Source organism: Qipengyuania triglochinis (assembly GCF_054655615.1).
On record NZ_BAAHND010000002.1, the window covers coordinates 626,174 to 650,987 of the forward strand.

The 24,814-nt window shown below is 58.4% G+C and carries 24 protein-coding genes; 15 read left to right on the forward strand and 9 right to left on the reverse strand.

Translation table 11 applies throughout. From position 1 onward, the window contains the following. Positions 1-45: 45 nt before the first annotated feature. Genes hemB through ACYQ0G_RS09190 form a run of 5 tightly spaced genes read left to right on the forward strand, consistent with a single transcriptional unit; the run spans position 46 to position 2,966 of the window. On the forward strand, positions 46-1,044 hold the full coding sequence (gene hemB / locus ACYQ0G_RS09170) for a porphobilinogen synthase (protein WP_460101846.1): 999 nt from the start codon (positions 46-48) through the stop codon (positions 1,042-1,044). Beyond that, entirely contained in the window at positions 1,037-1,588 is a 552-nt protein-coding gene (locus ACYQ0G_RS09175) for a GNAT family N-acetyltransferase (RefSeq protein ID WP_460101848.1), read from the forward strand. The genes hemB and ACYQ0G_RS09175 overlap by 8 nt, the downstream gene beginning before the upstream one ends. Beyond that, on the forward strand, positions 1,581-2,138 hold the full coding sequence (locus ACYQ0G_RS09180) for a GNAT family N-acetyltransferase (protein WP_460101849.1): 558 nt from the start codon (positions 1,581-1,583) through the stop codon (positions 2,136-2,138). Before ACYQ0G_RS09175 ends, ACYQ0G_RS09180 begins: the two co-directional genes overlap by 8 nt. Continuing rightward, positions 2,120-2,704, forward strand: a complete 585-nt coding sequence (locus ACYQ0G_RS09185; protein WP_460101851.1) for a gamma carbonic anhydrase family protein — start codon at positions 2,120-2,122, stop codon at positions 2,702-2,704. The genes ACYQ0G_RS09180 and ACYQ0G_RS09185 overlap by 19 nt, the downstream gene beginning before the upstream one ends. Then, a complete protein-coding gene (locus tag ACYQ0G_RS09190) occupies positions 2,685-2,966 on the forward strand; it encodes a DUF167 domain-containing protein (RefSeq protein ID WP_460101853.1) in 282 nt (93 codons plus the stop codon). The genes ACYQ0G_RS09185 and ACYQ0G_RS09190 overlap by 20 nt, the downstream gene beginning before the upstream one ends. Positions 2,967-3,003: 37 nt before the next feature. On the opposite strand, the gene ACYQ0G_RS09195 is transcribed toward ACYQ0G_RS09190, so the two are convergent. The 7 genes from ACYQ0G_RS09195 to ACYQ0G_RS09225 all read right to left on the reverse strand — a co-directional run bounded on the left by ACYQ0G_RS09195 (position 3,004) and on the right by ACYQ0G_RS09225 (position 12,872). Then, the gene (locus ACYQ0G_RS09195) at positions 3,004-4,596 is read right to left on the reverse strand and encodes a cisplatin damage response ATP-dependent DNA ligase (protein WP_460101855.1); all 1,593 of its coding nucleotides are present in this window, start codon (positions 4,594-4,596) and stop codon (positions 3,004-3,006) included. Between the two features lie 3 nt (positions 4,597-4,599). After that, complete coding sequence (locus ACYQ0G_RS09200) at positions 4,600-5,631, reverse strand: ligase-associated DNA damage response exonuclease (protein WP_460101857.1); 1,032 nt, start codon at positions 5,629-5,631, stop codon at positions 4,600-4,602. A gap of 53 nt (positions 5,632-5,684) precedes the next feature. Then, positions 5,685-7,391, reverse strand: a complete 1,707-nt coding sequence (locus ACYQ0G_RS09205) for a M1 family metallopeptidase (RefSeq protein WP_460101859.1) — start codon at positions 7,389-7,391, stop codon at positions 5,685-5,687. A gap of 156 nt (positions 7,392-7,547) precedes the next feature. After that, on the reverse strand, positions 7,548-9,035 hold the full coding sequence (locus ACYQ0G_RS09210; RefSeq protein ID WP_460101861.1) for an ABC transporter permease: 1,488 nt from the start codon (positions 9,033-9,035) through the stop codon (positions 7,548-7,550). After that, entirely contained in the window at positions 9,032-9,949 is a 918-nt protein-coding gene (locus ACYQ0G_RS09215) for an ABC transporter ATP-binding protein (RefSeq protein WP_460101863.1), read from the reverse strand. The genes ACYQ0G_RS09210 and ACYQ0G_RS09215 overlap by 4 nt, the downstream gene beginning before the upstream one ends. A gap of 136 nt (positions 9,950-10,085) precedes the next feature. Then, entirely contained in the window at positions 10,086-12,455 is a 2,370-nt protein-coding gene (gene clpA / locus ACYQ0G_RS09220) for an ATP-dependent Clp protease ATP-binding subunit ClpA (protein WP_460101864.1), read from the reverse strand. Between the two features lie 129 nt (positions 12,456-12,584). Further along, positions 12,585-12,872 (reverse strand): DUF1192 domain-containing protein, encoded by a 288-nt coding sequence (locus ACYQ0G_RS09225; RefSeq protein ID WP_460101866.1) that lies wholly within the window; start codon positions 12,870-12,872, stop codon positions 12,585-12,587. Between the two features lie 10 nt (positions 12,873-12,882). Here ACYQ0G_RS09225 and ACYQ0G_RS09230 point away from each other — a divergent pair, with 10 nt between their 5' ends. The 5 genes from ACYQ0G_RS09230 to ACYQ0G_RS09250 all read left to right on the forward strand — a co-directional run bounded on the left by ACYQ0G_RS09230 (position 12,883) and on the right by ACYQ0G_RS09250 (position 18,572). After that, complete coding sequence (locus ACYQ0G_RS09230) at positions 12,883-13,896, forward strand: NAD(P)H-quinone oxidoreductase (RefSeq protein ID WP_460101868.1); 1,014 nt, start codon at positions 12,883-12,885, stop codon at positions 13,894-13,896. Between the two features lie 98 nt (positions 13,897-13,994). Further along, the gene (locus tag ACYQ0G_RS09235) at positions 13,995-14,882 is read left to right on the forward strand and encodes a UDP-2,3-diacylglucosamine diphosphatase (protein WP_460101870.1); all 888 of its coding nucleotides are present in this window, start codon (positions 13,995-13,997) and stop codon (positions 14,880-14,882) included. 86 nt (positions 14,883-14,968) lie between these two features. After that, complete coding sequence (locus tag ACYQ0G_RS09240) at positions 14,969-15,952, forward strand: glycosyltransferase family 4 protein (RefSeq protein ID WP_460102827.1); 984 nt, start codon at positions 14,969-14,971, stop codon at positions 15,950-15,952. 134 nt (positions 15,953-16,086) lie between these two features. After that, entirely contained in the window at positions 16,087-16,809 is a 723-nt protein-coding gene (locus ACYQ0G_RS09245) for a DUF1013 domain-containing protein (protein ID WP_460101871.1), read from the forward strand. Positions 16,810-16,901: 92 nt separating this feature from the next. Next, on the forward strand, positions 16,902-18,572 hold the full coding sequence (locus ACYQ0G_RS09250; protein ID WP_460101873.1) for a long-chain-fatty-acid--CoA ligase: 1,671 nt from the start codon (positions 16,902-16,904) through the stop codon (positions 18,570-18,572). 101 nt (positions 18,573-18,673) lie between these two features. Here ACYQ0G_RS09250 and ACYQ0G_RS09255 read toward each other — a convergent pair whose 3' ends face one another. Both ACYQ0G_RS09255 and ACYQ0G_RS09260 read right to left on the reverse strand, forming a co-directional pair. Further along, the gene (locus tag ACYQ0G_RS09255) at positions 18,674-19,066 is read right to left on the reverse strand and encodes a bactofilin family protein (RefSeq protein WP_460101875.1); all 393 of its coding nucleotides are present in this window, start codon (positions 19,064-19,066) and stop codon (positions 18,674-18,676) included. A 19-nt stretch (positions 19,067-19,085) separates the two neighbouring features. After that, positions 19,086-20,204 carry a M23 family metallopeptidase gene (locus ACYQ0G_RS09260; protein WP_460101877.1) on the reverse strand — a complete coding sequence of 373 codons (1,119 nt, stop codon included), beginning with the start codon at positions 20,202-20,204 and terminating at the stop codon, positions 19,086-19,088. Between the two features lie 296 nt (positions 20,205-20,500). On the opposite strand from ACYQ0G_RS09260, the gene ACYQ0G_RS09265 reads away from it, so the two are divergent. The 5 genes from ACYQ0G_RS09265 (at position 20,501) to ACYQ0G_RS09285 (ending at position 24,812) form a co-directional block, all read left to right on the forward strand. Next, the gene (locus tag ACYQ0G_RS09265) at positions 20,501-21,160 is read left to right on the forward strand and encodes a nicotinate-nucleotide adenylyltransferase (protein ID WP_460101879.1); all 660 of its coding nucleotides are present in this window, start codon (positions 20,501-20,503) and stop codon (positions 21,158-21,160) included. Positions 21,161-21,289: 129 nt separating this feature from the next. Continuing rightward, complete coding sequence (gene rsfS / locus ACYQ0G_RS09270) at positions 21,290-21,649, forward strand: ribosome silencing factor (RefSeq protein WP_460101881.1); 360 nt, start codon at positions 21,290-21,292, stop codon at positions 21,647-21,649. A 109-nt stretch (positions 21,650-21,758) separates the two neighbouring features. Continuing rightward, positions 21,759-22,181, forward strand: coding sequence for a 23S rRNA (pseudouridine(1915)-N(3))-methyltransferase RlmH (locus ACYQ0G_RS09275; protein WP_460101883.1), 423 nt, complete (start codon positions 21,759-21,761; stop codon positions 22,179-22,181). Positions 22,182-22,196: 15 nt separating this feature from the next. Further along, the gene (locus ACYQ0G_RS09280) at positions 22,197-23,357 is read left to right on the forward strand and encodes a murein hydrolase activator EnvC family protein (RefSeq protein ID WP_460101886.1); all 1,161 of its coding nucleotides are present in this window, start codon (positions 22,197-22,199) and stop codon (positions 23,355-23,357) included. Positions 23,358-23,471: 114 nt separating this feature from the next. After that, on the forward strand, positions 23,472-24,812 hold the full coding sequence (locus tag ACYQ0G_RS09285; protein ID WP_460101888.1) for a S41 family peptidase: 1,341 nt from the start codon (positions 23,472-23,474) through the stop codon (positions 24,810-24,812). Positions 24,813-24,814: the final 2 nt, after the last annotated feature.

Sequence of the window (24,814 nt, forward strand, 5' to 3'; positions counted from 1 at the left end):
CCCGCGGATTGCGTAGATCGCCGCTTTACGGCAATGCCTCGCTGCATGATCAATGCAGCTTATCCCGCCACCCGTTTGCGCCGTAGCCGAGCCCATAGTTGGAGCAGGGCGATGGTTCGAGAGACCATTCTGACCCCGGCAGATCTGATTTGGCCGCTTTTCGTTACTGGCGGAAATGACATCGAAGAACCGGTAACCAGCCTGCCTGGCGTATCGCGCTGGTCGGTCGATGGCATTGTCAAACGGGCTCGCGAGGCTGTGGAGCTGGGCATTCCATGCGTCGCGCTTTTCCCCAATACACCTGCGGAAAAGCGCAGCGACCGCGGGGATGAAGCTCTCAACCCTGACAATCTGATGTGTCGTGCCATCCGGGCTATCCGTGACGCCTGCGGAAACGATATCGGCATTCTCACGGACGTAGCGCTCGATCCCTATACCAGCCATGGTCAGGACGGACTCATCGATGACAACGGGTATGTACTGAACGACGACACGGTGGCAATTCTGGTCGATCAGGCAGTCACGCAAGCCGAAGCGGGCGCCGACATCGTTGCCCCATCAGACATGATGGACGGCCGCGTGAAGGCAATCCGCATGGCTCTCGAGATGAACGGTAAGCCGAATGTTCAAATCATGGCTTATGCGGCGAAATATGCGTCCGCGTTCTACGGGCCTTTCCGCGATGCGGTCGGCTCAAGCGGACTGCTAAAGGGCGACAAGAAGAGTTATCAGATGGACGCGGCGAACGGCGACGAAGCGCTTCGTGAAATCGCGATGGACATTGCCGAGGGGGCCGACAGTGTGATGGTGAAGCCCGGGCTTGCTTATCTGGACGTGATCTGGCGCGCGAAAGAAACATTCGGCGTGCCGGTCTACGCCTATCAGGTCAGCGGCGAATACGCCTTGATCGAAGCCGGCGCGGCCGCCGGGATTGCGGATCGCGAGGCGCTTCTCATGGAAAAGCTGATCGCATTCAAGCGTGCCGGATGCTCGGGAATTCTCAGTTACCATGCTCCGCTTGCCGCGCGGCTCCTCAATGGCTGAATTCCGTTACGAAACTGATCGCCTTTTGCTGCGCGACTGGCAGGACAGCGACTGGGAACCGTTCTGGCAAGCAACCAATACGCCTGCCGTCATGGAATGGCTCGGCGGTGTTTGCGATGACGCCAAGCGCTCGGCCGCACAGCAGAGACTGCTGACTTATCAACAAGATCATGGACATACTTTCTGGGCTGTCGAGCGCAAGGACGATGGCGTCATCCTCGGATTCTGTGGCCTGAAAAGGTCTAACCAGCAGGGCGGACCTTTGGGTGAAATGGAGGTCGGCTGGCGCCTTCGCGAAGATGTCTGGGGCCATGGCTATGCCAAGGAAGCTGCCGCCGCGGCTCTCGACATCGCATTTAAGCGCTTCGAAGTCGATCAAGTGATTGCGCTTACAGTCGCTCCGAACAGCGCGAGTTGGGGGCTGATGAAGCGACTTGGCATGACGCGGCGCGAGGATCTCGATTTCCCCAATTCGGATTTTGGAGATGATACGATCATCGTACATTCTATCGCACGCGAAGCGTGGCGAGGGCTTCATGCCTGACATCATCGCTGAAACCGAGCGGCTAGTCCTGCGAACGATCGGGGAAGGCGATGCAGAACTTCAGTATCAACTGCTCAATAGCCCTGCGGTTATGGAGAGATTGGGCGGGCCGAAGGAACTGCAAGAGATCGAAGCGAAGCACGCGAAGAGCATGCAGCTTCAGGCGCGTTACGGCTTCAGCTTTCTTTTTCTGATCGAAAAGGAAAGCGGCGAATTCGTCGGCCACGCGGGAATGAAACTCGTCGATAACGAACTGGCTAAAAACGTGGGCGATCACGAGATCGGCTGGCTGATCCGCGAAGATCGCTGGCGTCGCGGCTATGCCGAAGAAGCCATGCGGGCGATCCTTGAATGGGCGTTCCTCAGAGTAGGGGCCCCACACGTTGTCGCGCTGACCAGCACATCCAACGAACCTAGTTGGAGGCTGATGGAAAAGCTTGGCATGACCCGAAGGGCAGACCTCGATTTCGACGATCCTGCCTTTCCTCCGGCTGATCGCCGCACCATCCTCTATAGTCTGACGAAACAGCAATGGGAGAGTCAGCCGTGAAGAGCCATCCCGGCGTCAATATCATTCCGATCAACGGCAAGTCACCGGTAATCCACGAGAGTGCCTTTATCGCGCCTGGCTGCACCATCATTGGGGACGTTACCATCGGGGCAGGCAGTTCCATCTGGTACAACTGCGTCCTTCGCGCAGACGTCAGCCGCATCGTCATCGGTGAACGGACCAATGTGCAGGATGGCAGCGTGCTTCATTGCGATCCGGAACGTCCCGGCGATCCTGACGGCAGCCCGCTCGTCATTGGCGACGATGTCCTCATTGGACATATGGCCATGATTCACGGGTGTCGGATCGAAAACCGCGGCTTCGTCGGCCTCGGCGCGATCGCGATGAATAAGGCTGTGGTCGCAAGCGATGCTATGCTGGCGGCGGGTGCGATGCTGACCGAAGGTAAGGTTATGGGAGAAGGGGAGCTCTGGGCGGGCCGGCCGGCCAAAAAGCTGAAAGACCTGACCGAGGCCGCCATCGCGGGCATGCGTATGGGGGTGGCCCACTACGCCGAAAACGCGAAATTGCATTCGAGCGCCGTCGATGAAGCGCTCCGTAGCTGAGTTTCCCGATCGTGCCGAATTGCACGCGCTTCTCGATTGCGAGGGGCGTGTCCGCGTAAAAGCAACGCCCGGAGCGCGGCAAGATGCAATGAAGATCGAAGAAGGCCGACTGGTAATAAAGACACGCGCCAAGCCTCAGGACGGGGCAGCCAACCGTGCGCTCTGCGAAATGCTCGCGTTAGCCTACGGGGTCGCGAAATCGCGCTGTCAGCTCATACGGGGCGACACCGCTCGCGATAAGTCGTTCAGGATAGATATCTAGGTTGGCGCACAGCCGGTCAATCTGCTGACTAATGAACTCAATCGGCGATTAACGCCCTCAAGGACTCTATTCGGTCAGCCTCATGCGGGGGCTTATCCCACCGAATACGGTGAATACGCGGGAAGCGCATTGCCAACCCCGATTTGTGCCGCTTGCTTTCATGAACGCTGTCGAAGGCTACCTCGAATACCAGAGTCTTGTCGGTCTCGCGCACGGGGCCAAAACGATTAACGGTGTTCTGGCGCACATGCTTATCTAGTTTCTTGAGCTCTTCGTCGGTGAAGCCCGAATAGGCCTTGCCGACCGGCAACAGATCGGCCCCCCCATCGGGATCCCCGTCCCAGCAGCCGAAGGTGTAGTCCGAAAAGAAGCTCGACCGCTTGCCGCTGCCCCGCTGCGCATACATGAGCACACAATCGATCAGCAGTGGATCGCGTTTCCATTTGTACCAGTATCCGACGCGTCGCCCGGCGATATAGGGGCTGTCCTTGCGTTTGAGCATCAGACCTTCGATGGCGTCTTCGCGACTGCTCTCTCGAATCCGTGAAAGGTCATCGAAATCAGTGGCTTCCACAACGGAACTCAAGTCGAAATGAGTATCGGGAAGGCGCGACGCCAGAGTTTCAAGCCGGATGCGCCGCGTTGCCCACGGAAGGGGGCGCACATCTTCACCCTCGATCAGTAGGGCATCATAGAGCCGTATGAATGCAGGATATTCCTGCAGCATCTTTTTCGAAACGGACTTGCGGCCCAGTCTCTGCTGAAGCGCGTTGAAGCTGGCCGCTCCCCCGGCATCGCCACCCTGTGTATTGCCGCGAACAAGTAACTCACCGTCGAGGACGGCATTCATGGGCAAAGCATCCAAGAATTCCGGAAACGTCCCGGAAATATCGTCGCCTGAACGTGAGAACAGTCGGGTCTCTCCACCGGCTCTCACAAGCTGCACGCGTATCCCGTCCCACTTCCATTCCGCCGCGTAGTCCTGGAGGTCGACGATTGTCTCCTCTAACGGATGAGCGAGCATGAATGGCCGGAAGGTCGGCAAGTTTTCGATATCGGGCGGGGCGGATCCGTCCGCGGCCCATGAAAAGAGATCTGCGTAGGGCGGGGAGAGTCCGTGCCAATATTCCTCGACCTCATCTACGGACACTTCAAAAGCCTGGGCGAATGCAGTCTTCGCAAGACGCGAGGATACGCCGATCCGCATTCCCCCTGTCGCAAGTTTGAGCAGGGCATAGCGCCCCGAAGGATCCAGGCGGTCGAGCAGCTTCGGCAATTCCTCGAGGACCGACTTTCGATTCATGGCCGAAAGCAACTCGATCGTCTCGCTCATCGTCGGGGGCGATGGTGGGTGATCCGGTGCTGGCCAGAGCAGGCTGGCAGTTTCGGCCGTATCGCCGACGAAGTCCCTGCTCAGCGTCCAGAGAACGGGATCGATCCGATCCTTCAGAAGATTGCGGATGGTGGAGCTTTTCACGGCTGGGAAATCCAGACCGTCGGACAGAGCGGCTAGGGCCCACCCTCGATCCGGATCGGGCGTCTGCTGGAGATATTCCGCGATCAGGCGCAGCTTTTCGTTGCGCGAGCGCGTGTAGACGAGGGCGTCGATCAGGCGGGCGAACTCTTCCACCGGCTAATCGTCCTCGTCCTCATATCCCACCATCGCGAGGGCGCGTGCTTTACGCTGATGAAGCTGGCACCACCGCAGCAAAGCATCCTCGCGCCCGTGGGTAATCCAGTTCTCCTGCGCATCCACCTCCTTGATGGTGCGGGTCAATTCACCCCAATCCGCGTGGTCAGAGATGACCAGCGGCAGCTCCACATTGCGTTGCCGGGCCCGCTGGCGAACACGCATCCAGCCGCTGGCCATGGCAGTGATAGGATCGGGCAAGCGCCGGCTCCAGCGATCATTGAGCGCGGAAGGCGGAGAAATGACGATATGACCGCGCATATCATCCTTTGTATAGTCGGCTACTAGCCGAAGCTCACCGAGGTTTACCCCGTGATCTTCGTACAGCCTGCACATCTTTTCCATCGCGCCATGGAGATAGATGGGCTGATGATGTCCTGCCCCGCGAAGTTCAGCGATAACGCGCTGTGCCTTGCCGAGCGCATAGGCGCCAACAAGCACGCAGCGATCGGGATAAGCCAATAGGCGCTCGAGGAGTTTCTCCATCTCTTCTTCGATGGGGGGATGGCAAAAAACAGGCAGGCCGAAAGTTGCCTCGGTGATGAACACATCGCAGGAAGTGACTTCGAAAGGCGGACAGGTAGGATCCTCGCGGCGTTTGTAATCGCCCGTAATAATCACCCGCTCGCCGCCATGTTCGAGTAATATCTGTGCGCTGCCGAGAACATGGCCAGCGGGAATATAGGTAGCGTCGACGCCGCCTTTTAATCGTATTGTCTCGCCATATTGAACCGGAACGGCGCGGTGGGGAATTTCCCCGGCTTCATCCTGCGCCCCTGTTCGATAACGCAACTCCATGATCGCGAGCGTCTCGGGCGTGGCGACCGTTTCTCTATGCCCTCCGCGAGCGTGATCCGCATGTCCGTGAGTGACAAGGGCCCGGTCTACTGCTCGCGACGGATCGACCCAGCAATCTGCCGGGGAGATATAAATCCCGTGCGGTTCGGGTTTGATCCAGGAAAAGGGCGCGGGCATGGCTTCCCCTTAAAGTCTTGCCATGCTCGCCTTGTTCCTGGCTATTCAGGCTTCTATTTCGCTTGCTTCTTCTGTCGATCGGCCGCTTCCTGACTCCACCAGGCCCCGATAGCTTCATTCTCGCGCAAAACCTTGGAGTAAGGATCGATCGTTACGTGGGCATCGACGAATGGAAGCGTGACGGTCGCGTGTCCTTCGGGCATTGCGACGGTTTGAACATCTCCCTCGATACGAATCTCGACAGGCATCGCGAAAGTGTCTTCGGACACGGTCTCCCACACCAAACTTAAACGAGAAGCGCTGCGCGTGACGCTCAACTTCGGCAATTCAGCTTCGCGGAGGTAGGTATTGAAGAACCAATTCAACTCGCTACCGTATTCTTCTTCTACAATTCGCTGGAAATCATCCGTGCTAGCGACTTGATGTCCAAAATTTCCAGGCTTCGGAGTGGCGCGCCCATAAACTAGCCGCGTGAGTGACCTGAAGAACGCTTCATCTCCAACTAGATACCTAAGGGTGTGAGCAATCCACGCGCCCTTATAGTAAATATCTCCACCCCAGCCTTTTTCTCTATCGTCGTAAAGCGTGCTCTGTACCTCTACCGCGGGAGCAACGGGGACCTTTGAAACGATGCGTTTTCTAAGGTCCGACATCTTTGCGTTGTAGGCCATGCGGCCATCTTTCCAGTCGAGGTAGAGTGGCTGCATGTAGGTTCCCAGCCCTTCATGCAGCCACAGGTCTGCTACGCGTTTTCCCGTTAGCTGATTCGCGAAATACTCATGACTGAATTCATGTTGCATGAGTTCGTCATATCCTTCGGCAGAAAGGACGAATTTGTTGCCGTAGGCATTAATCGTCTGGTGCTCCATGCCCTTATGGGGTGTCTCCGCTACCCCTACCTTTTCGTCGCCGAAGGGATAGGGTCCGATCTTGCTTTCGAAGAAATCGAGATAATCTTCCATTTCGCCTACAAGGCGAGTGGCTTGGTCATGATGACCCGGCAAGTGCCAGAACGTGATGGGATAGGAATTGCCATGTCGACTCTTGTAGTCAGTGCGGACTGTTTCGTATGGACCGATTTGCAAGGACACACCATAATCGTTGGGGTATTTGGCCTGCCAGCGATAAGTCGACCACTCTCCATTATGCTCCACACCTGACAGCCTGCCGTTTGCGGCCACTACCAAGGGGGCCGGTACGGTTACGGAAAGATCGAGCATGCCTACGCGCTTGGTTGGATGATCGAGGCAGGGCCAAAAAAGGTCGCAGCCTGTACCCTGTACCGCAGTGGCTACCCAATCTTGTCCGGCTGGGGTTTTTGCCCATACGAAGCCACCATCCCATGGCGCATTAGGAGCGATCCGGGGCTGCCCTCCATAAGCGATTTGGACATCGACATAATCTGCTTTGCCAACCGCATAAGGTAGGTCGATTATCAGCTTACCGCCATCGTTCCCCCATTCGCTTAATCCCAGCTCGACACCATCGATTGAGATGGAAGTAATTTTGAAACGCGGATCGAGGTCGAATTCGACTGCGTTCAACTCGGACAGAGCCTGAACAGTATACCGTGCAATTCCGGCAATAGATTTGCTTTTTGGATCCACTCGCAGAGACAAGCCAAGATGGGTTGTCTCCATGGCTTGCTTGATCGCATCCATAGGGGCACCCGAAAGTGCAGTGTAGGGAGCGATGTCCGAATTGGTTGGATCCGTGAAAGCGCCGGCTGGCGCAACCATCAGAGCTGAAAGTCCGGTCATCAGTACGATTGCGCGTAGTTCTCTCATAGTATCCTCAGTGGAGCTGGAGCCTGTGCAAGAGGATCTGACATGATATTCACCAGCTTCTTGCCTGATGAACGGTCCTGGCACGCTCCAACGCAGCAGTTTAGATCGATTCGCCTAATGGCATGCTTCTCATTCCGGTTTCGCAGTGAACCGCTCCAGGATACGCTTCAATGTCGGCTTCTGCCCGGTCGCAAGGAGGCTCGCCCGGAACAGCCGCCCCAAGAAAACGAGCTCGATCACAATCGAGATGGCGAGCAATAACCCGCTTCCCAGCAGAACCCATGTCTCGACCCCCATGCCGAGGCGGGCGAGAATGGCAAACGGCGTCCACAACGGGACCCAGGTGAGAATCTGGACTAGAAGCCCATCCTGCCCGGCGATAATGGCCTGCAGCAGGAATGTGATGGGCAACAGAATGGCGAGCAGGACGGGCATGAGATAGCCCTGTGCTTCGCTCATCGAATCTACCATCGCTCCGATGGCAACGAAAATAACCGAAATGCCAATGTAGCCGGCGATAAAGAAATAGACGATCGCCAAGATGATGCCGGGAGATGCGATTGGCTCGAGCGCGGGGCGGATCAAATCGGCAATCACCCCCTGAGTGGCATAAGCGGCCACAGCTGCGCATCCGGCCCAGACCAGCAGCATGAGCAGACCGACACTCAGCCCACCAAGAAGCTTTCCGTACATGAGTTCTTCCGGTCGGATACAAGCCAGCAAAGATTCCAAGAGCTTGTTTGATCGTTCCTCGACGCTTCCTTGCAACATCCAGCTACCTGAGAGCATGAGGCTCATCATCAGGATATAGGCCAAGGCGAGTGGCACAATGGAACGTACCAAGAGCGATTCCCGGGCTCCGCCGCCGGGGGGCGGGGTACTGACCGCAATCGCTGGCGCGGCGGATTGAATCGCCACCGCGTCGTTTGCGGATATTCCCCGCTGGATGAGCAGGCGGGTCCGCAGATCGCCGGTAAGGGTTTCCTGAACAGCCGTTACAAAGCTCGCATTGGGCTGGTTGGCCGAGAACAGACCTATCTGCGGGTCAGCAGGATAGTTCTTACCGACGAGCACGACTATTTCTGGCGCCTCGTCGCTATCGCTTTCGAAAAGCGCCTGGGCTTCATTGGCAAACTCCTGGCCTTCCTTGTCCACGAGACTTCGAGGCGTCGGCTGGAATTCATAATCCGCCGTGGCGGGTTCGAATTCCGGCACTCCTTCGGGACGGATCCGATCCAGTTGAGCCACGGCGCCTTCAACGCCTCCCGCATCGCGGAAGGAAGCGATATCCTCCCTAGTGTACCATCTATCGTGCTGGAGCCAGGGCGCGGATTGGTCGGCGGGCTGGAGGTCATAACGTTGTACATAGCGGGATAGGCTGCGTAACTGGTTGCGATCGGCATCTTCGGTAAAGCGAGCCTCCAGCGCCTCGGCTGCAGCCCCTCCGGAACGATCGACGACTGTTACGCGGGTAGGTTCACGATCAGTCAGGCTTTCTCCCAGCAATGGGCCCAGTGCCAGAGCTACTGGAAGGATGAGCAAGGTTAACCAGAAGCTTTTCATGGAAAGGATCTGGCGGATCTCGCGGCGGGCAACGAGAAAAACATTGTTGATCATGCCTGAACTCCCTCATCGCCAACGAGCTGGACGAAAATATCGTGAAGGCTCGCGCTGCGTTCATCCCAGCGGCGCAGGGCAATGCCGTTAGAGGAGCAGTGTTCGAGGACGTTGCCTGCGGGCACACCCTGATTGAGTGCGACCCGCCATTCAGGCCATCCGTCGTCATCCAACCCGACCTGTTTTGCAGAGGCCACGCCGGGTAGAGATCCGAGGTCGACTTTCGCCACGGCCTTGATGGTGGCGGGCAATTGCGCGCGAGCTTCGGACAGGGTTCCTTCGAAGCGCTTGCTGCCCTTCCGCAGGAGCAGCAGGCGATCGCACAGCCGTTCGGCATGCTGCATCACGTGGGTCGAGAATATGACTGCTGCGCCGCGGCTTGAGGCTTCCAGAATTTCATCCTCGAGAAGTCCCTGGTTAACCGGATCAAGACCAGAGAAGGGCTCGTCCAGCATGAGAAGGTCGGGATCGTTTACTAGCGCAGTCGCGAGTTGGACCTTCTGTGCCATGCCCTTCGACATGTCGCCGATATCGCTCTTCGCACGCTCACCGAGGTCAAATCGATCAAGCAAAGCCATTCCCCGCGCACGCGCATCGCCGGTGCTCATCCCCTTCAGGCGGCCGAAATAGATGATGGTGTCGATTGCGCTCATGCCGGAATAGAGGCCGCGTTCTTCGGGCAGGAATCCTATTGCATTGGCTTGGCGTCGGTCGGGAGCCCCTCCAAGAACGGTAATCTTCCCAGACGTCGGACGGATAATGTCCAGAACCATGCGAAGCGTCGTGGTTTTTCCAGCACCATTGCCGCCGAGAAAACCGAATATCTCTCCCGACGATACCGAGAATGACAAGTCATCAACCGCCAGCACGTTGTCGAACTGCTTGACGAGGTTGCGAACTTCCAGAACCGACATGAGACCCCCTGACCCTGTAGTAAGGCAAGCCTATGGATTATCAGGGGCGGCAGCAAGACAAAGGCTGATTTTACAGTACGAAATACAAAGAGGGGCCGACGAATGTCGACCCCTCGGATAAATGGTTGTCGGACGCTTAGCTTTCGCCGTCGTCCGATTCCTCGCTTTCGCTCGCATCGGCATCGGGCTTTTCACTGCTAGCCGCCTTTTTCTTGGGTTTTGACTTGGGCGGCGCCGGCGTGAGTTCGAAAGCGGGCTTTCCATCCTTCATCGTCACCGCGACCTCGCCTCCGTCGGCAAGTTTGCCGAACAACAGCTCCTCGGCCAGGGGTTGCTTGATCTTCTCCTGGATCAGGCGGCCCATCGGGCGTGCGCCATAAAGCCTGTCGTACCCCTTGTCGGCCAGCCAAGCGCGGCTTTCCTTGTCGAACTGAATGTCGACATTCTGTTCCGCCAGTTGCAGTTCGAGCTGAAGAATGAACTTGTCGACCACGCGTGCGACGGTGTTTTTGCCGAGGTAAGCAAAGGGGACGATCGCATCGAGACGGTTGCGGAATTCGGGGGTGAACATGCGCTTCACCGCTTCCTCGCTCGCATCTTCCCTGGATACGTCACCAAAGCCGATACCCTGTTTTGCCATGTCCGATGCGCCGGCATTGGTGGTCATGATGAGCACCACATTGCGGAAATCGACCGTCTTGCCGTGATGATCGGTCAGTCGACCGTTATCCATTACTTGCAGCAGGATGTTGAACAGATCCGGATGTGCCTTCTCGATTTCATCTAGGAGAAGAACACAGTGCGGGTTCTGGTCGATGGCATCGGTGAGAAGTCCGCCCTGATCATAGCCGACATAGCCGGGAGGCGCACCAATCAACCGCGAAACGCTGTGGCGTTCCATATATTCGGACATGTCGAAACGCTTCAGCTCGATGCCCATGATGCTGGCGAGTTGACGTGCCACTTCGGTTTTACCGACCCCGGTCGGGCCCGAGAATAGGAACGAGCCAATCGGCTTGTCCGGATCGCGCAGACCTGCACGGCTCAGTTTCATCGCAGTCGCCAGCTTGTCTACCGCGGCATCCTGCCCGAATACGACGTGCTTGAGATCGCGATCGAGGTTTTGCAGCGCCTTCTTATCGTCGGTGGATACTGATTTCGGCGGGATGCGAGCCATGGTCGCGATGACCGCTTCGATTTCCTTCGAGGTGATCTTCTTTTTCCGGCGGCTGGGCGGAACCAGCATCTGCATGGCGCCGACTTCGTCGATCACGTCGATCGCCTTGTCTGGAAGCTTGCGATCGTTGATGTAACGCGCAGACAGTTCGACGGCAGTCTTGATCGCATCAGACGTATATTTGACCTTGTGATGATCCTCGAAGGCGCTGCGCAAACCCTTGAGGATAGCAACAGTATCTTCGATCGTAGGTTCGTTGACGTCGATCTTCTGGAAGCGACGCAAGAGGGCGCGATCCTTCTCGAAGTGGTTGCGGAATTCCTTGTAGGTGGTCGACCCGATGCAGCGGATCGCCCCGCTCGACAGCGCAGGCTTCAGCAGGTTCGAAGCATCCATTGCACCGCCGCTGGTCGCGCCGGCCCCGATCACCGTATGGATTTCGTCGATGAACAGGATCGCTTCGGGCATGCCCTCAAGCTCATTGACGACTTGCTTCAACCGCTCCTCGAAATCGCCCCGATAGCGTGTGCCTGCAAGCAGGGCGCCCATGTCGAGCGAATAGATCACCGCTTCTTCGAGAACTTCGGGTACGTCGCCTTCGACGATTTTTCTTGCCAGACCTTCCGCAATGGCGGTTTTGCCTACGCCGGGATCGCCCACGTAAAGCGGATTGTTCTTGGACCGGCGGCACAGGATTTGCACTGTACGATCGACTTCGGGGCCGCGACCGATCAACGGATCGACCTTGCCGTCTTCCGCTTTCTTATTGAGATTGACGGTGAACTGATCGAGCGCAGTCTCCTTCTTATCGCTCTTGCCGTTCTCCACGCCGGGCTCTGTACCCTGAGTGTCTTCCACCCCTTGTGCAGACTTGCCATCAACTTGCTTGCCGCCCTTGCCGATGCCGTGGCTGATGTAACTTACCGCATCGAGTCGGCTCATATCCTGCTGCTGCAAGAAATAGACTGCATAGCTGTCCCGCTCGGAGAAAAGGGCGACTAGCACATTGGCGCCCGTTACAGTGTCCTTGCCGGAAGACTGGACATGAAGGATCGCGCGCTGGATCACCCGCTGGAAGCCCGCTGTCGGTTGCGGATCCGCACCGTCTTCGCTTTTCAGCGACTGGTACTCCTGCTCGAGGTACTGTTTGACGACCGCCATCAGTTCGTCCGTGTCGACCCCACAGGCCGCCATTACCTGCGCAGCGTCCTCATCGCCGATCAACGCGAGCAGGAGATGCTCCAGCGTGGCGTATTCATGACGCCGCTCGCCTGCGTCGGTCAGCGCGGCGTGGAGGGTCTTTTCAAGGTTTGCGGCAAAACTGGGCATTTGTGTCTCTGCTTTTCCGAAGGGCTCGCGGCAATGCGAGATAAGGGCAGCCTAAACGGCGAAAGTTAGCCAAAGCTGTATAGATGAATATGGGGGCCGAGTGGCGGGTTTGAAGACCCTGCGCCACGGCTAGTCCTTGCGTCCGAAAAGCGCTTCGGCAGCATCCCGGTGGGCGGCCGCCCTGAGACGATGCGATTCCACGCGGGCTATCTCAGCCTCCAGTAATGCAATCCGTTCATCGAGCTCGTCCTGCGAATACGGTCCGAGATCTTCTGTGGCGAGCTTGCTCGCGGAATCGCCTCTGGGGCGCGGACGATCGTCCTCTTCCATCTTTGGCACATTCGTACCGAGGTTGGTTGCTGTCAACACGCCTGCGGGGTAATGCACCGTTTCCCACGCCGAATTCCAGGCAATCAAGGGGGCTTTCTTGGCGACCGAACTACCTGAACATATGACCGCCATGGGATTTGACGAACCAGGCGAACCCCAAGTCCTGCGCCCTGAAAAGCTGCCATTGCCTGAGCCTGGCGAAAATCAGGTCCTGATCCAAGTCAGCCATGCCGGGGTCAATCGGCCCGATGTGTTCCAGCGCAAAGGTTCATATCCTCCTCCACCGGGGGCTTCACCCATTCCGGGACTCGAAGTATCCGGCAAGGTGGTCGCCATCGGCAAAGGCGTCGCGCCTGAAATGCTGAATCGCAAGGTCTGTGCCCTCGTTAACGGTGGCGGTTACGCAGAATATTGCCTCGCGCAGGAAAGGCACTGCCTTTCCGTTCCTGCAGGTATGGAGATGGCTGAAGCTGCTGCCATTCCCGAAACGCTGTTCACGGTCTGGCATAATGTGTTCGAGCGTGGCTTTGCCATGGATGGCGAAACCCTGTTGGTCCATGGCGGCACAAGCGGGATCGGCACGATGGCAATCCAGCTGGCCAAGGCCTTTGACTTGAAAGTAATCACTACAGCCGGGAGCGCAGAAAAGTGTAAAGCAGCCAAAGATTTGGGGGCGGATCTTGCGATAAATTACAAGACCGAGGATTTCGTCGAAAAGGTCAACGATTTCACCGCCGGCAAGGGGGCTGACGTCATTCTCGATATGGTGTCTGGCGACTACGTCCAGCGCAATCTCGATTGCCTTGCGGTCGACGGGCGGCATGTCACCATCGCTGCACTTGGTGGGGCGAAAGCCGAGATCAATATGGCAAAGTTGATGAGCAAACGGCAGACGATGACCGGTTCGACGCTTCGTCCGCGGTCGGATGAATTCAAGGCTCTTCTTGGAGATGAAATCCGAACCCATGCCTGGCCCTTATTCGAAGATCGAACCGTGGCGCCGGTAATGGACGAGACCTTCGACCTCACCGATGTGGCGGCTGCCCATGCGCGGATGGAGGAGGGTGACCACATCGGCAAGATCGTTCTCCGCGTGCGCGATCTCGACTGACGCCGAACTGTAGCAACGCCTTCAAACCGTAATCCAGGCGAGATTCGCCTGTAACAATTGCGTGCCATGGATCTTCCGAGAGCTTCGGGGGATGACCCATGACCGAACTGCCGAAAGATTTTTCCGATTTTCCCAACGTCGCGGGCTTTCCGCCCGTCCAGCCTGCGGTGCCCGAGCGCGTCATTGGCGAGCGGCGCAAATACCGCACGATCTGGATCAGCGATGTCCATCTTGGGACCAAGGGCTGCAACGCCGCCTTGTTGATCGATTTCCTCGACCATACCGATAGCGAAACGATGTATCTTGTCGGCGACATCATCGATGGCTGGCGACTGAAGAAGAAGGTCTACTGGCCGGCGGAACATAATGATATCGTCTGGCGCATTCTCAAGCGGGCGCGCCGTGGAACCCGGATCGTCTATATTCCCGGTAATCACGACGAGATGGTGCGCCCGTTTTCGGGCATGAATTTCGGCGGCGTCGAGATAGCCCGCGCAGCCTTTCACGATACAGCCGACGGTCGCCGCCTGATTGTTCTTCACGGCGATGAATTCGACACGATCATGCTTGCCCACCGCTGGCTCGCCTTCGTCGGCGATGCTCTTTATCACATGATGATGAAGCTCAACGGCTGGGTCGCCAGCGTGCGCAAGCTTTTCGGCCTTCCGTACTGGTCCATCAGCAAAGCGGCGAAGCACAAGGTCAAGAATGCCGTCGAGTTCATCTCCAAATATGAAGAGGTAGTCGCTCGGGCTGCGGGCGAGCGCGGGGTCGACGGCGTGGTGTGCGGTCATATCCACACCGCCGAAATCCGCGAGTTCTCCCACGAGGGCAAAATTGTTTCCTACTACAATGACGGGGATTGGGTCGAAGGATGCAACGCACTGGTCGAGCATTTCGATGGCACGATGGAGTTGCTGCACTGGCCGGAAGAGGTCGCCGCGCGTCAGGTCCCGGCTGCTGGCAGAGAGCTGGCGGCCGCGTGATCCCGGCCGAGGTCGGCTCCATCGTTGCCCCGGCGCCTGCACACTCGAAACGCATCGCGCTCGTAACCGATGCATGGGCGCCCCAAATGAATGGTGTGGTGCGCACGCTGACGACCACCTGTGACCTTCTGAGAAAACAGGGGCATGAAGTCCTTGTTCTCTCGCCGGACCAGTTTCTTTCGCTTCCGTGTCCTACCTATCCCGAAATCCGCTTGGCTCTATTCCCGTCCGGAGCGGTCTCGGCAAAGCTTAGCGAATTCGCGCCCGATGCAATTCATATCGCAACGGAAGGGCCTCTCGGTCTTGCCGCGCGACGGTATTGCAAGCGAACCGGGCTGCCGTTCACTACCGCCTACCATACGCAATTCCCGGATTACGTCGCGAAACGAACACACCTGCCGGCCCGCTGGTTCTGGCATTATATCGAGTGGTTCCATGGGGCGTCTCGCCGCGTTCTGGTTGCGACGGAAAGTATTCGTCAGGAACTGCGAGCGCATGGGCTTAACCGGCTTCATCACTGGACGCGTGGCGTCGATATGACCTGTTTCGACCCAGATGCACCGGCCCCGCCAGAATATGCCGAATTGCCAAGGCCCATCCAACTCTACGTCGGCCGAGTGGCGGTAGAAAAGAATGTCGAGGCGTTTCTGGAGGCAGACCATCCCGGGAGCAAGGTGGTCGTCGGTGACGGCCCCGCGCTTGCAAGCCTGCGCTCCCGCTATCCCGAAACACTTTTCCTGGGTCGCAAGGAGGGGCGTGAGCTGGCTGGCTGCTATGCCGGCGCGGATGTTTTCGTTTTTCCCAGCCGAACCGATACCTTCGGGCTGGTCATGATCGAGGCTCTGGCCTGCGGAACACCGGTTGCCGCCTTCCCGGTTGCCGGGCCTCAGGATCTGGTTATCGACGCGGTAGGTGCCCTGTCAGATGATCTCGACCGGGCAATCGATGCCGCTCTCTATTGCGATCGCGCGGCTTGCGCCGATTACGGGGCGAAATTCAGCTGGGTTGCGGCGACCGAGCAATTTCTGGCCGGGCTTGCCGTTGTCGAAGGAGAATCGCTGACTGCCTGACGGAATCTTTCGGCGGCGAGGGGGCAATGTTCTACTTGCTTGCCGAATCCGCCCTTCTCGCCTACATGGGAAGGGCAACGGCCGCTCCGCGAGGGGCGGCCCTTCTATTTTCAGATACGAGAAAAGGCACTTTCATGGCCGACCAACCCACCCCGCTGATGCCCCATGCGACCGCTACCTGGCTGGTCGACAACACCGGGCTCACCTTCGAACAGATCGCAGAATTCTGCGGCCTCCACATTCTCGAAGTGCAGGCAATGGCCGATGATCTTGCCGGCAGCAAATATACCGGGCGTGATCCGCTGCATTCGGGCGAATTGACGCAGGACGAAATTGCCAAGGGCGAGAAGGACAGCGAATATCGCCTCAAGATGCAGCGCGCCCCGGTAGCAGTGAGCCGGACGAAGGGGCCGCGTTACACGCCTGTATCGAAGCGGCAGGACAAGCCGGATGGCATTGCCTGGCTGATCCGCAATCATCCCGAAGTTTCGGATGCGCAGATTTCCAAACTGATCGGCACGACGCGCAACACAATTGGCGCGATCCGTGAGCGCAGCCACTGGAACATCCAGAACATCCAGCCCAAGGATCCGGTTACCTTGGGCCTGTGTTCGCAGCGCGAACTGGACGCTGTCGTTGCCAAGGCAGCGAAAAACCTTCCCGTTTCGGATGAAGAGCAGGCGCCTGTCGCTGCAAGCGGTACGAGCGACCGCGAAAAGCTGATCGAAGAACTGCGTGCCGAGCGCGATGCCAATGAAAAGGCAGCGGCCGAGGCAGCACAGGAAGCCGAAGCGGAAGCATGGCTGACCGCTAAACGCGCCGCTGAAAAAGCGGGCGAGGGCGCACCCGAAGTCTGATCACCGGTACCTATTTGAGAAGGGCGGGAGAGGCAGCGGCTTCTTCCGCCCTTTTTGCTTGCGTTTGCGCATGGATTGGCCATGCTATTGACATGGATGTTAGTAGCTACACCTATCACCATCCCACTCCGTGGGACGCGAAGTTCAAAGAAGAAAGTCTGCCGGACTTGCTGGCTCAGACCGTCGCGAATGCGCCGGATGCGCCGTTCCTTCATTTCTTGGGTCGGACTTACACCTATAGTGAAATTCTCGAAGAAGCCCGGCGGTTCGCGGCAGGGCTGGTTGCCAGGGGTATCGCCCCGGGGGACCGTGTCGGTCTCTTCCTTCCGAATGTCCCGATCTACGCCTCCGCGTATTACGGGGCGATGATGGCCGGTGCTGTCGTAGTGAACTTCTCCCCGCTCTACACCGTCGAGGAACTTGCCTGGCAAGTGGCCGATTCCGGCACGCGGTTACTGGTTACCCTCGATGTTCCCGAACTCCATGCAACCGCATCGAGTGTGCTGGATGAATCGCAGTTGGAGACCCTCGTTGTCGGCTCGCTGGCGGACATGCTCCCATGGTACAAGGGGCTGGCTCTGCGCACGCTGGGTCGCGGAAAGATTGCGAAAGTCACCTATTCGCAGAATACCTTGGGCTGGAAGGATCTCCTGGCCAGCCCGGCGGGCGTAGACTTCCCCGCTATCGATGCGGCCAACGATATTGCGCTGCTCCAATATACCGGCGGCACAACCGGACGGCCCAAAGGCGCAATGCTCGGCCATTCGCAACTCGCCATCAATGCCCAGCAAGTCGCGGGCCTCAATCCATTCGGTGATCCTACCGCCGAAGTCTTCATGGGCGCGCTGCCGTTCTTCCATGTCTTTGCGAATACGGCACTTCTCAATCATGCTATGGTCACCGGAGCGTCGATTGCGATGGTTCCTCGTTTCGAGGCAGGCCAGGTGCTGGCGACGATCGAGAAATACAAGGCCACCGGTTTTCCGGGCGTGCCCACCATGTTCCAGGCATTGCTCGATCATCCCAAGTTGAAGAAGACCGACATTTCCTCACTGAGGGTGTGCATATCGGGCGGGGCACCAATGCCTGCTCCGGTCCATAACAAGTTCGAAGCTTTGACTGGTATCCGGGTCGTCGAAGGATACGGTCTCACCGAAAGTTCGGGCGTTGTCTCGGCAAACCCATATGAGGGCGAGCGGAAAAAGGGCACCATCGGGCAGCTCATCATGGGCACCGAAGTTATCTTCCTCGATAAGGAGGACCCGGAAAAGCTCGCACTCAAGGGGGAGCCGGGAGAGCTTGCCGTCCACGGCCCGCAGATCATGCGGGGTTATTGGAACAGGCCCGAGCAAGGAAATGGCACGTTCGTCGAACGAGACGGCAAGAAATGGCTTCGCACCGGCGACGTTGCCGTGATGGACGAAGAGGGCTTTCTCGAGATCGTGGACCGGATCAAGGACATGATCGCCGTCGGAGGGTTCAAGGTTTTTCCGAGTCAGGTCGAAGATGTCCTGCTCGAGCATGAAGCGGTCAAGGAGGTCCTCGTCATCGGCCAGCCTGACGATTACCGCGGAGAAAGTCCTTACGCCTATGTCGTTCTACAGCCCGGGGCGAAAAATACGGCCGAGGAACTGCGTGACTGGCTGAATTCCCGGATCGGCAAACACGAGCGCGTAGAACAAGTCGTGTTGCGGGATGATCTGCCTAAAACCATGATCGGCAAGCTCGACCGCAAGGCACTGCGTGCGGAGGTTCTGGACTGATCTCTCGAGGTTGGCTGGCTGCAATTAAAGGCTTATCCAATGCGCAAGAAAGGCCGCGTTGCGTGAAGCAGCGCGGCCTTCTTGTATCTTGAGGCGGTTCGTCAGTTGGCGAGCTGAAGCTCGGGCTTGGTCTCTTTCTCAGGGGCTGCGGGTTTCGCGTTCCGCTTGGGATCGCGATGGGCAAAGCGGCCTTCAACCTGAGCGCCTTGCTCGATGGTAAGCGCATCGTAAAATACATCGCCGGTGATTTTCGCAGTCTTCAGGATCACGAGTTCACGCGCTGTGATCGAGCCTTCCACCGTGCCGGCGAGGCGGGCTGTTTCGGCCTCAACTGCACCGGTGACCGTGCTGCTTTCGCCCTGAACGAGACTGGTGCAGCTGATATCGCCTTCCACGTCTCCATCGATATGCAGATCTGCCGATGCCTTGATATCACCCTTTATCGAGAGGTCCGACCCAAGGACGGAAAAAGTCGAATTATTCTTGGAAGCCATTGGAGCGTTGCGTCCTGGGTTACTGGGAATTGACGTCGAGCTCTGGGGCTCGGCGGATTTCTTCGAGAACATTAGGAGCTGTCTCCAGGAAGGTTCGGGGATTTACGGCCCGGCCATTGATGCGGACCTCGAAGTGAAGATGGGGCCCGGTGGAACGACCGGTGCTGCCGATGGCGCCAATCGTCTTGCCGGCGTCGACCTGATCACCGACCTTGGCGTCAAATTTCGACATATGGGCGTAACGGGTCATGAGACCGTTGCCGTGGGTGATTTCGATCGTTTTGCCGTATCCGCCCTTCCAGCCGACGAAGCTTACCCGGCCCTTGGCTGCCGAATAGATCGGCGTGCCGACCGCACCGCGGAAGTCCAGGCCCTTGTGCATGGCTGCCCGGCGGTTGAACGGGTCGCGGCGATAGCCGAAGCCTGAAGAAATGAGGTCTCTACGGGCAGGGGCGAACTGCGGAACGCCTTCCAGCGCCTGCTCGAGCGCGGACATGCGCGCCATGGAAAGGCCGAGACGTTCGAAGCGCGGATCGATCTTGCCGTCCGCATCGGTAGCAAGCCCTTCGAGCGGACCACCCATCGCCTGCTGTTCGGACCGGCGGATCACCGCGTCGGGATTGAGTTCGAGTTTCTTGAGAGCAGCGGCGGCACGTTTCGCACGCCAGTCCGCATACCGAGTGAGGCCTTCGACCACAGCGAGTTGCCGCGCTTCGATCCGGGCCAGTTCGCTTGCCTGAGGGAACGCTGCGCTGACCTTCTCTACAGTAGCTGCAGCCTCGCCCGACGAATCGCTCACATGCTCGACCTTCATGTCGGCCGGGAGCAATTCGGCTACGCCTTCGATGAATTCCATCCGGCGATCGAGGTCACTGCTGACAGCTTCGAGATTGTCGCCATAGGCAGCAAGCCGCTCTTCCGACGTGGCTACGCGGGCCTCACGGTTGATCAGGCTCTCGCGATCGGCGCTGGCGCTGTATTGCGCCCATCCTGCCACGGCCATCGATGCGGCCCAGATCAATACGATCAGGGCGATAGTCGCAGCAGCGGCCTTCTGCACGCCCGAAGATATGGTGATGAAACGCACCTGCCCCTGGGAGCGCATAAAAAACTCGCGATCCGGAAACCATGCGTTCATGCGGCTTTTCCAGCCGCGCTGTATTTGCTTGTTGTCCAAGACGACCCGTCCCTTGGTCATTAGTCCCTGACAACTTACTAGGCGGAAATCCTTACGAAATCGAATCCGGTTCCCAAAGAATCCATGAGTTGAGGGTTCGACGGGGTGAACGGTTGGAAAAGCGCGATCTTAGGGATCGCCATCCGTTCTTGACGCAAATTGCGTGACCCGCCTTAGCCTCATCTTCCTGACAGTTCGGAGCAGAAATGATACCGCGAAGCCATGTCGATCGCTCAAAAGCCTGATTCGTAATCATTATGCGTGCCCGCAAAATCGGCTTGCTCGGCGGCAGCTTCAATCCCGCCCACGGCGGACACCGGCGTATTTCTCTCTTTGCGCAGGAAGCGCTCGGGCTCGACGAAGTCTGGTGGCTGGTCTCGCCCGGTAATCCGCTCAAACCTAAAAAGGGAATGGCTCCTCTTCCAGTACGTGTCCGGGCCGCAGAAAAGCAGGCGAAACTGGCCGCAATCCGCGTAACTGCGATCGAACAGCAACTCGGAACGCGGTTCACGGTCGACACCCTTGGGGCGATACGCCGACGCTATCCCAAGCGGAAGTTCGTGTGGATGATGGGTTCGGACAATTTGGCGCAATTCCACCTTTGGCGCGAATGGAGAAGGATCGCCCGCACCATGCCGATTGCAGTCATCGCCCGGCCGGGCTATGATGCGGCTGCTGTCGCAAGCCCCGCGATGGCCTGGCTCCGGCACTTTCGTGTGCCGCTCGCCAGCTTTCGAAACGGGGGTGAATGGAGCGCACCGGCACTGGTGACATTGCGTTTCGATCCCGATCCGCGTTCGGCCACGGCAATTCGCCGCGCCGATCCCGACTGGGCATCGCGCCACGCCGGTAAATCTCCGCGAGACCAGGTGACGCATCGTCTGATCCCGCTCGAAGGGGACACGGCCACGCAATGATGCGCGTTGCCCTTTCCCCAACGCTCCCTATCTCGGGGGCCTACCAATTCAGGAGTGATATAAACGCCTATGACTCAGGCGCATACAGATCCGGCTGCCTCCGGAACGACTGGCGCGAAGATTGTTCGCATGACTGATGCCGACAAGCAGGAGCTGCTCGACTTCGTGCTGAAACAGCTCGACGACGATCAGGCGCAAGATGTGGTGACCATCGATCTCGAAGGTAAAAGCTCGATCGCCGATTTCATGGTGATCGCTTCGGGTCGTTCGACTCGCCAGGTTGCTTCGATCGCGCAGAAACTCGCGGAAAAGCTGAAGCAGAACGGCTATGGCCCGGTGAAGCTCGAAGGACTCCCGGCGGCGGACTGGGTCCTGCTCGATGCCGGCGATATCGTCGTTCATCTGTTCCGGCCAGAAGTGCGGAGCTTCTACAATCTCGAACGCATGTGGGCGTTCGGTGACGCACCGCCCGTAGCCGGAACGGCGTAACCGGCGTTTCTCCGAACGCGCTTACTATTCTCGGGGGTATATGGCTCTTGCGCCTATTTGCCTACTTGTGCGCCGGTGCGCGGATCTATGAATTTTCAGGGGTTAAGTCGTGCTTCTTCACATCATTGCGCGAGGAAAGATCGCCCGGTCACCCGAGGCGGATCTGGTTGCGCGCTATGAGAAGCGGTTGACCTGGCCGGTCAAATTCACCGAACTTCCTGAAACCGGCGGGCGCATCCCGGACCCCCAGACCCCATACAAGACGGTTCTTCTCGATGAGCGCGGCAAGGATCTTTCATCGGAGAGCCTTGCTGCGACGCTGGAGCGTTGGCGAGACGACGGCATGCGTGAATGCCGGTTCATTCTTGGCGCAGCAGATGGCCATTCCGAGGCGGAACGTCACGACGCAGACCTCCTTCTCGCCTTCGGAAAGGCGACATGGCCGCACTTGCTCGCCCGGGCGATGGTGGCGGAGCAGCTTTACCGTGCGACAACCATCATCGCCGGCCACCCATATCACCGAAGCGGCTGATGGAGGTGTGACGTCATGAACCGGACCCTTATCATCACGGGACTCCTCTTCGTCTTTGCTCTTGTTTCTCAAGCCTTTACACCCCTAACTGCACAATCATCCAAGGATCGCAGTCAGGCAGTCGAGGCGCGAAGGGCGCTCGCCATCGCGCGCACCCAACAACGTAATGCCGGCCTGCGGGCAGAACGCCTGGAGGCTGAAATGACGCGCGCGGAAGAAGCGTCTTCGAGCGCGAGGCAGAAGGCTGCAGCTCTGGCGGCACGCGTACAGCAGGCTGAAGCATCCGTGAGCATAGCGGAAGCCGAACTCGCCATGATCGAACGCGAAAGAAAGGGTTTGGCGCGTGATTTGGCACGGCGCAGTGAGCCGGCAGCGGAATTGACTGCGGCGCTGGCAACCTTCAGTCGACGACCGTTGGTGCTGGCGGCTCTACAGCCAGGAAGCTTGCAAGACGTCGTCCACACTCGCGCAATCCTCGGCAGTACGCTTCCCGAAGTGCGGCGGCAGACCGCAGCCCTGCGTGTTGATATTCAGCGTACGAAATCCCTAGCCACTGAACGCGCGCAGATGTTGGCTGCGCGCGAAGAAGCGCAAGCTACATTGGTGCTGCAGCAGAAGGACCTACTCGCCCTGGCAGAGCAGGAGCGGGTCCTTGTGGAGCAGGCGGCGGGGGGAATTGCCCGCGAACGCCGTCGGGCGTTTGAATTGGCTCAGGAATCGCGCAATCTCGATAGCCTGGTGCGCCGATTGGAATCGGACAGCGGAAGTGCGGCTGTCGATGCTGCCACTGCGAGTGAGCTAGCTACCTCGGATCGTTCTACCTACCTCATGCCCGTCACGGGCCCACTGGTGTCCCGCTTCGGCGAGAAGACAGGAAGCGGGGCGCGACGACAAGGCATCTCGATTGCTCCGCGGCGTCAGGCCCAGGTCGTAGCCCCAGCAGGCGGCCGCGTCGCTTTCGCGGGGGATTACGATGGCTACGGCCGCGTCGTCATACTCGATCATTCGAAAGGATGGACCAGCCTTCTGACAGGTCTTGGCAGCTTGGCGGTGACTACAGGTCAGGATGTGTCTGCAGGTTCACCAATCGGCCTGGCTCCATCCTCCCGTCCGGAAATTACATTCGAATTGCGGCGCCGCGGCAAGGCGGTCGATCCACTGCGCTATGCCCGCTGACAGGGCTTGTCGGGACGGGGCAAAAAACTGTCGCAAGCGCGGCACTTTTCGGCTCATCTTCCATTCACGCATCAGGCACTATACATTCGCCCCAATGCCTGGAGATTTGATTTCATGAAATTCGCCGCTCTTGCCCGCTCGGCTGCCCTTGTGACCGCTGTTGCGCTGATTCCGGCGACTACGGCTGGTCTGGCGCGCGTGGAAGGAAATGCAGGCCCGGAATTTTCCAAGCTTTTCGCCGTATATCAAAGGGTAAAAGCCAGCTATGTAGAGCCAGTCGAGGATGATGTCCTGATCAACGGAGCCATTAGCGGAATGCTCGCGGCCCTCGATCCGCACTCTGCCTATCTCGATGGATCCGACCTGCAGCGTTTAGAAACCATGATCGATGGTAATTATTCCGGGCTCGGCCTGTCGGTGGTGGGCGAAGACGGCGCGGTAAAGATCATCTCGCCTTTCCGTGGAAGCCCTGCGGATAAGGCGGGGATCAAGGCCGGCGATTACATCACCCATATCGATGGCGAGCTTATTTACGGGCTGGAACTGGACGAAGCCGTTGCAAGAATGCGCGGTAAGGCGGGCACCTCGATCCGTCTCACCGTCTATCGCCCGGGCCGCGACGAGCCTTTCGATGTCGATGTCACGCGCGGCGTCATCGAACTGGAGCCCGTGACGTGGGAACTCCAGGAAGGGAACATCGGCCATATCATGGTCAATGAATTCTCTCGCGATGTGGGCGCCGATGTATTTGCTGCATGGAAGGATCTGCAGAATCAGGCGACCGGGCGCCTTAACGGCCTTGTTCTCGATCTGCGATCGAACCCCGGCGGTTCGCTCGATGAGGCAGTGGCCTTGTCCGACCTCTTCCTCAGTGATGGACAGATCGTTTCTCAGCGCGGCCGTGCTCGCGGCGAGTCCATCACCTATGAAGCAGAAACCGTTTTTCGCGGTGATATTGCAGAAGGTCTGCCGATTGTCGTGCTGATCGATGCCGGTTCAGCATCTGCCAGCGAAATTGTCGCCGGCGCGCTGCAGGACCACCGCCGTGCAGTGGTAATGGGTGAACGAAGCTTCGGAAAAGGCAGTGTGCAGTCGCTCCTGCCGCTGGGCAATGATGCGGCGCTCAAGCTCACGACTGCGCGGTATTATACGCCTTCAGGCCACTCGGTGCAGGAAGGCGGAATCAAGCCGGATATCCGTGTGCCGCAGCTTTCCGATCCGGATCTTGCCAAGCGCAGCAAGTTCACCATGCGTGAGAGCGATCTGCGCGGTCACCTGATCAACGAACTTGGCATCAAGGACGAGGATCTGGAAAACGATACCCGTACCGATCCGCGCTTCCAGTTCACGGCGGAAGAGCTGGAGCAGAAGGGTATCGAAGATTTCCAGCTCCATTACGCAGTCGATACGCTGCGGCGGACCAGCCCCAACTCCGTTGCCAGCCGCCGGAAGTGAGG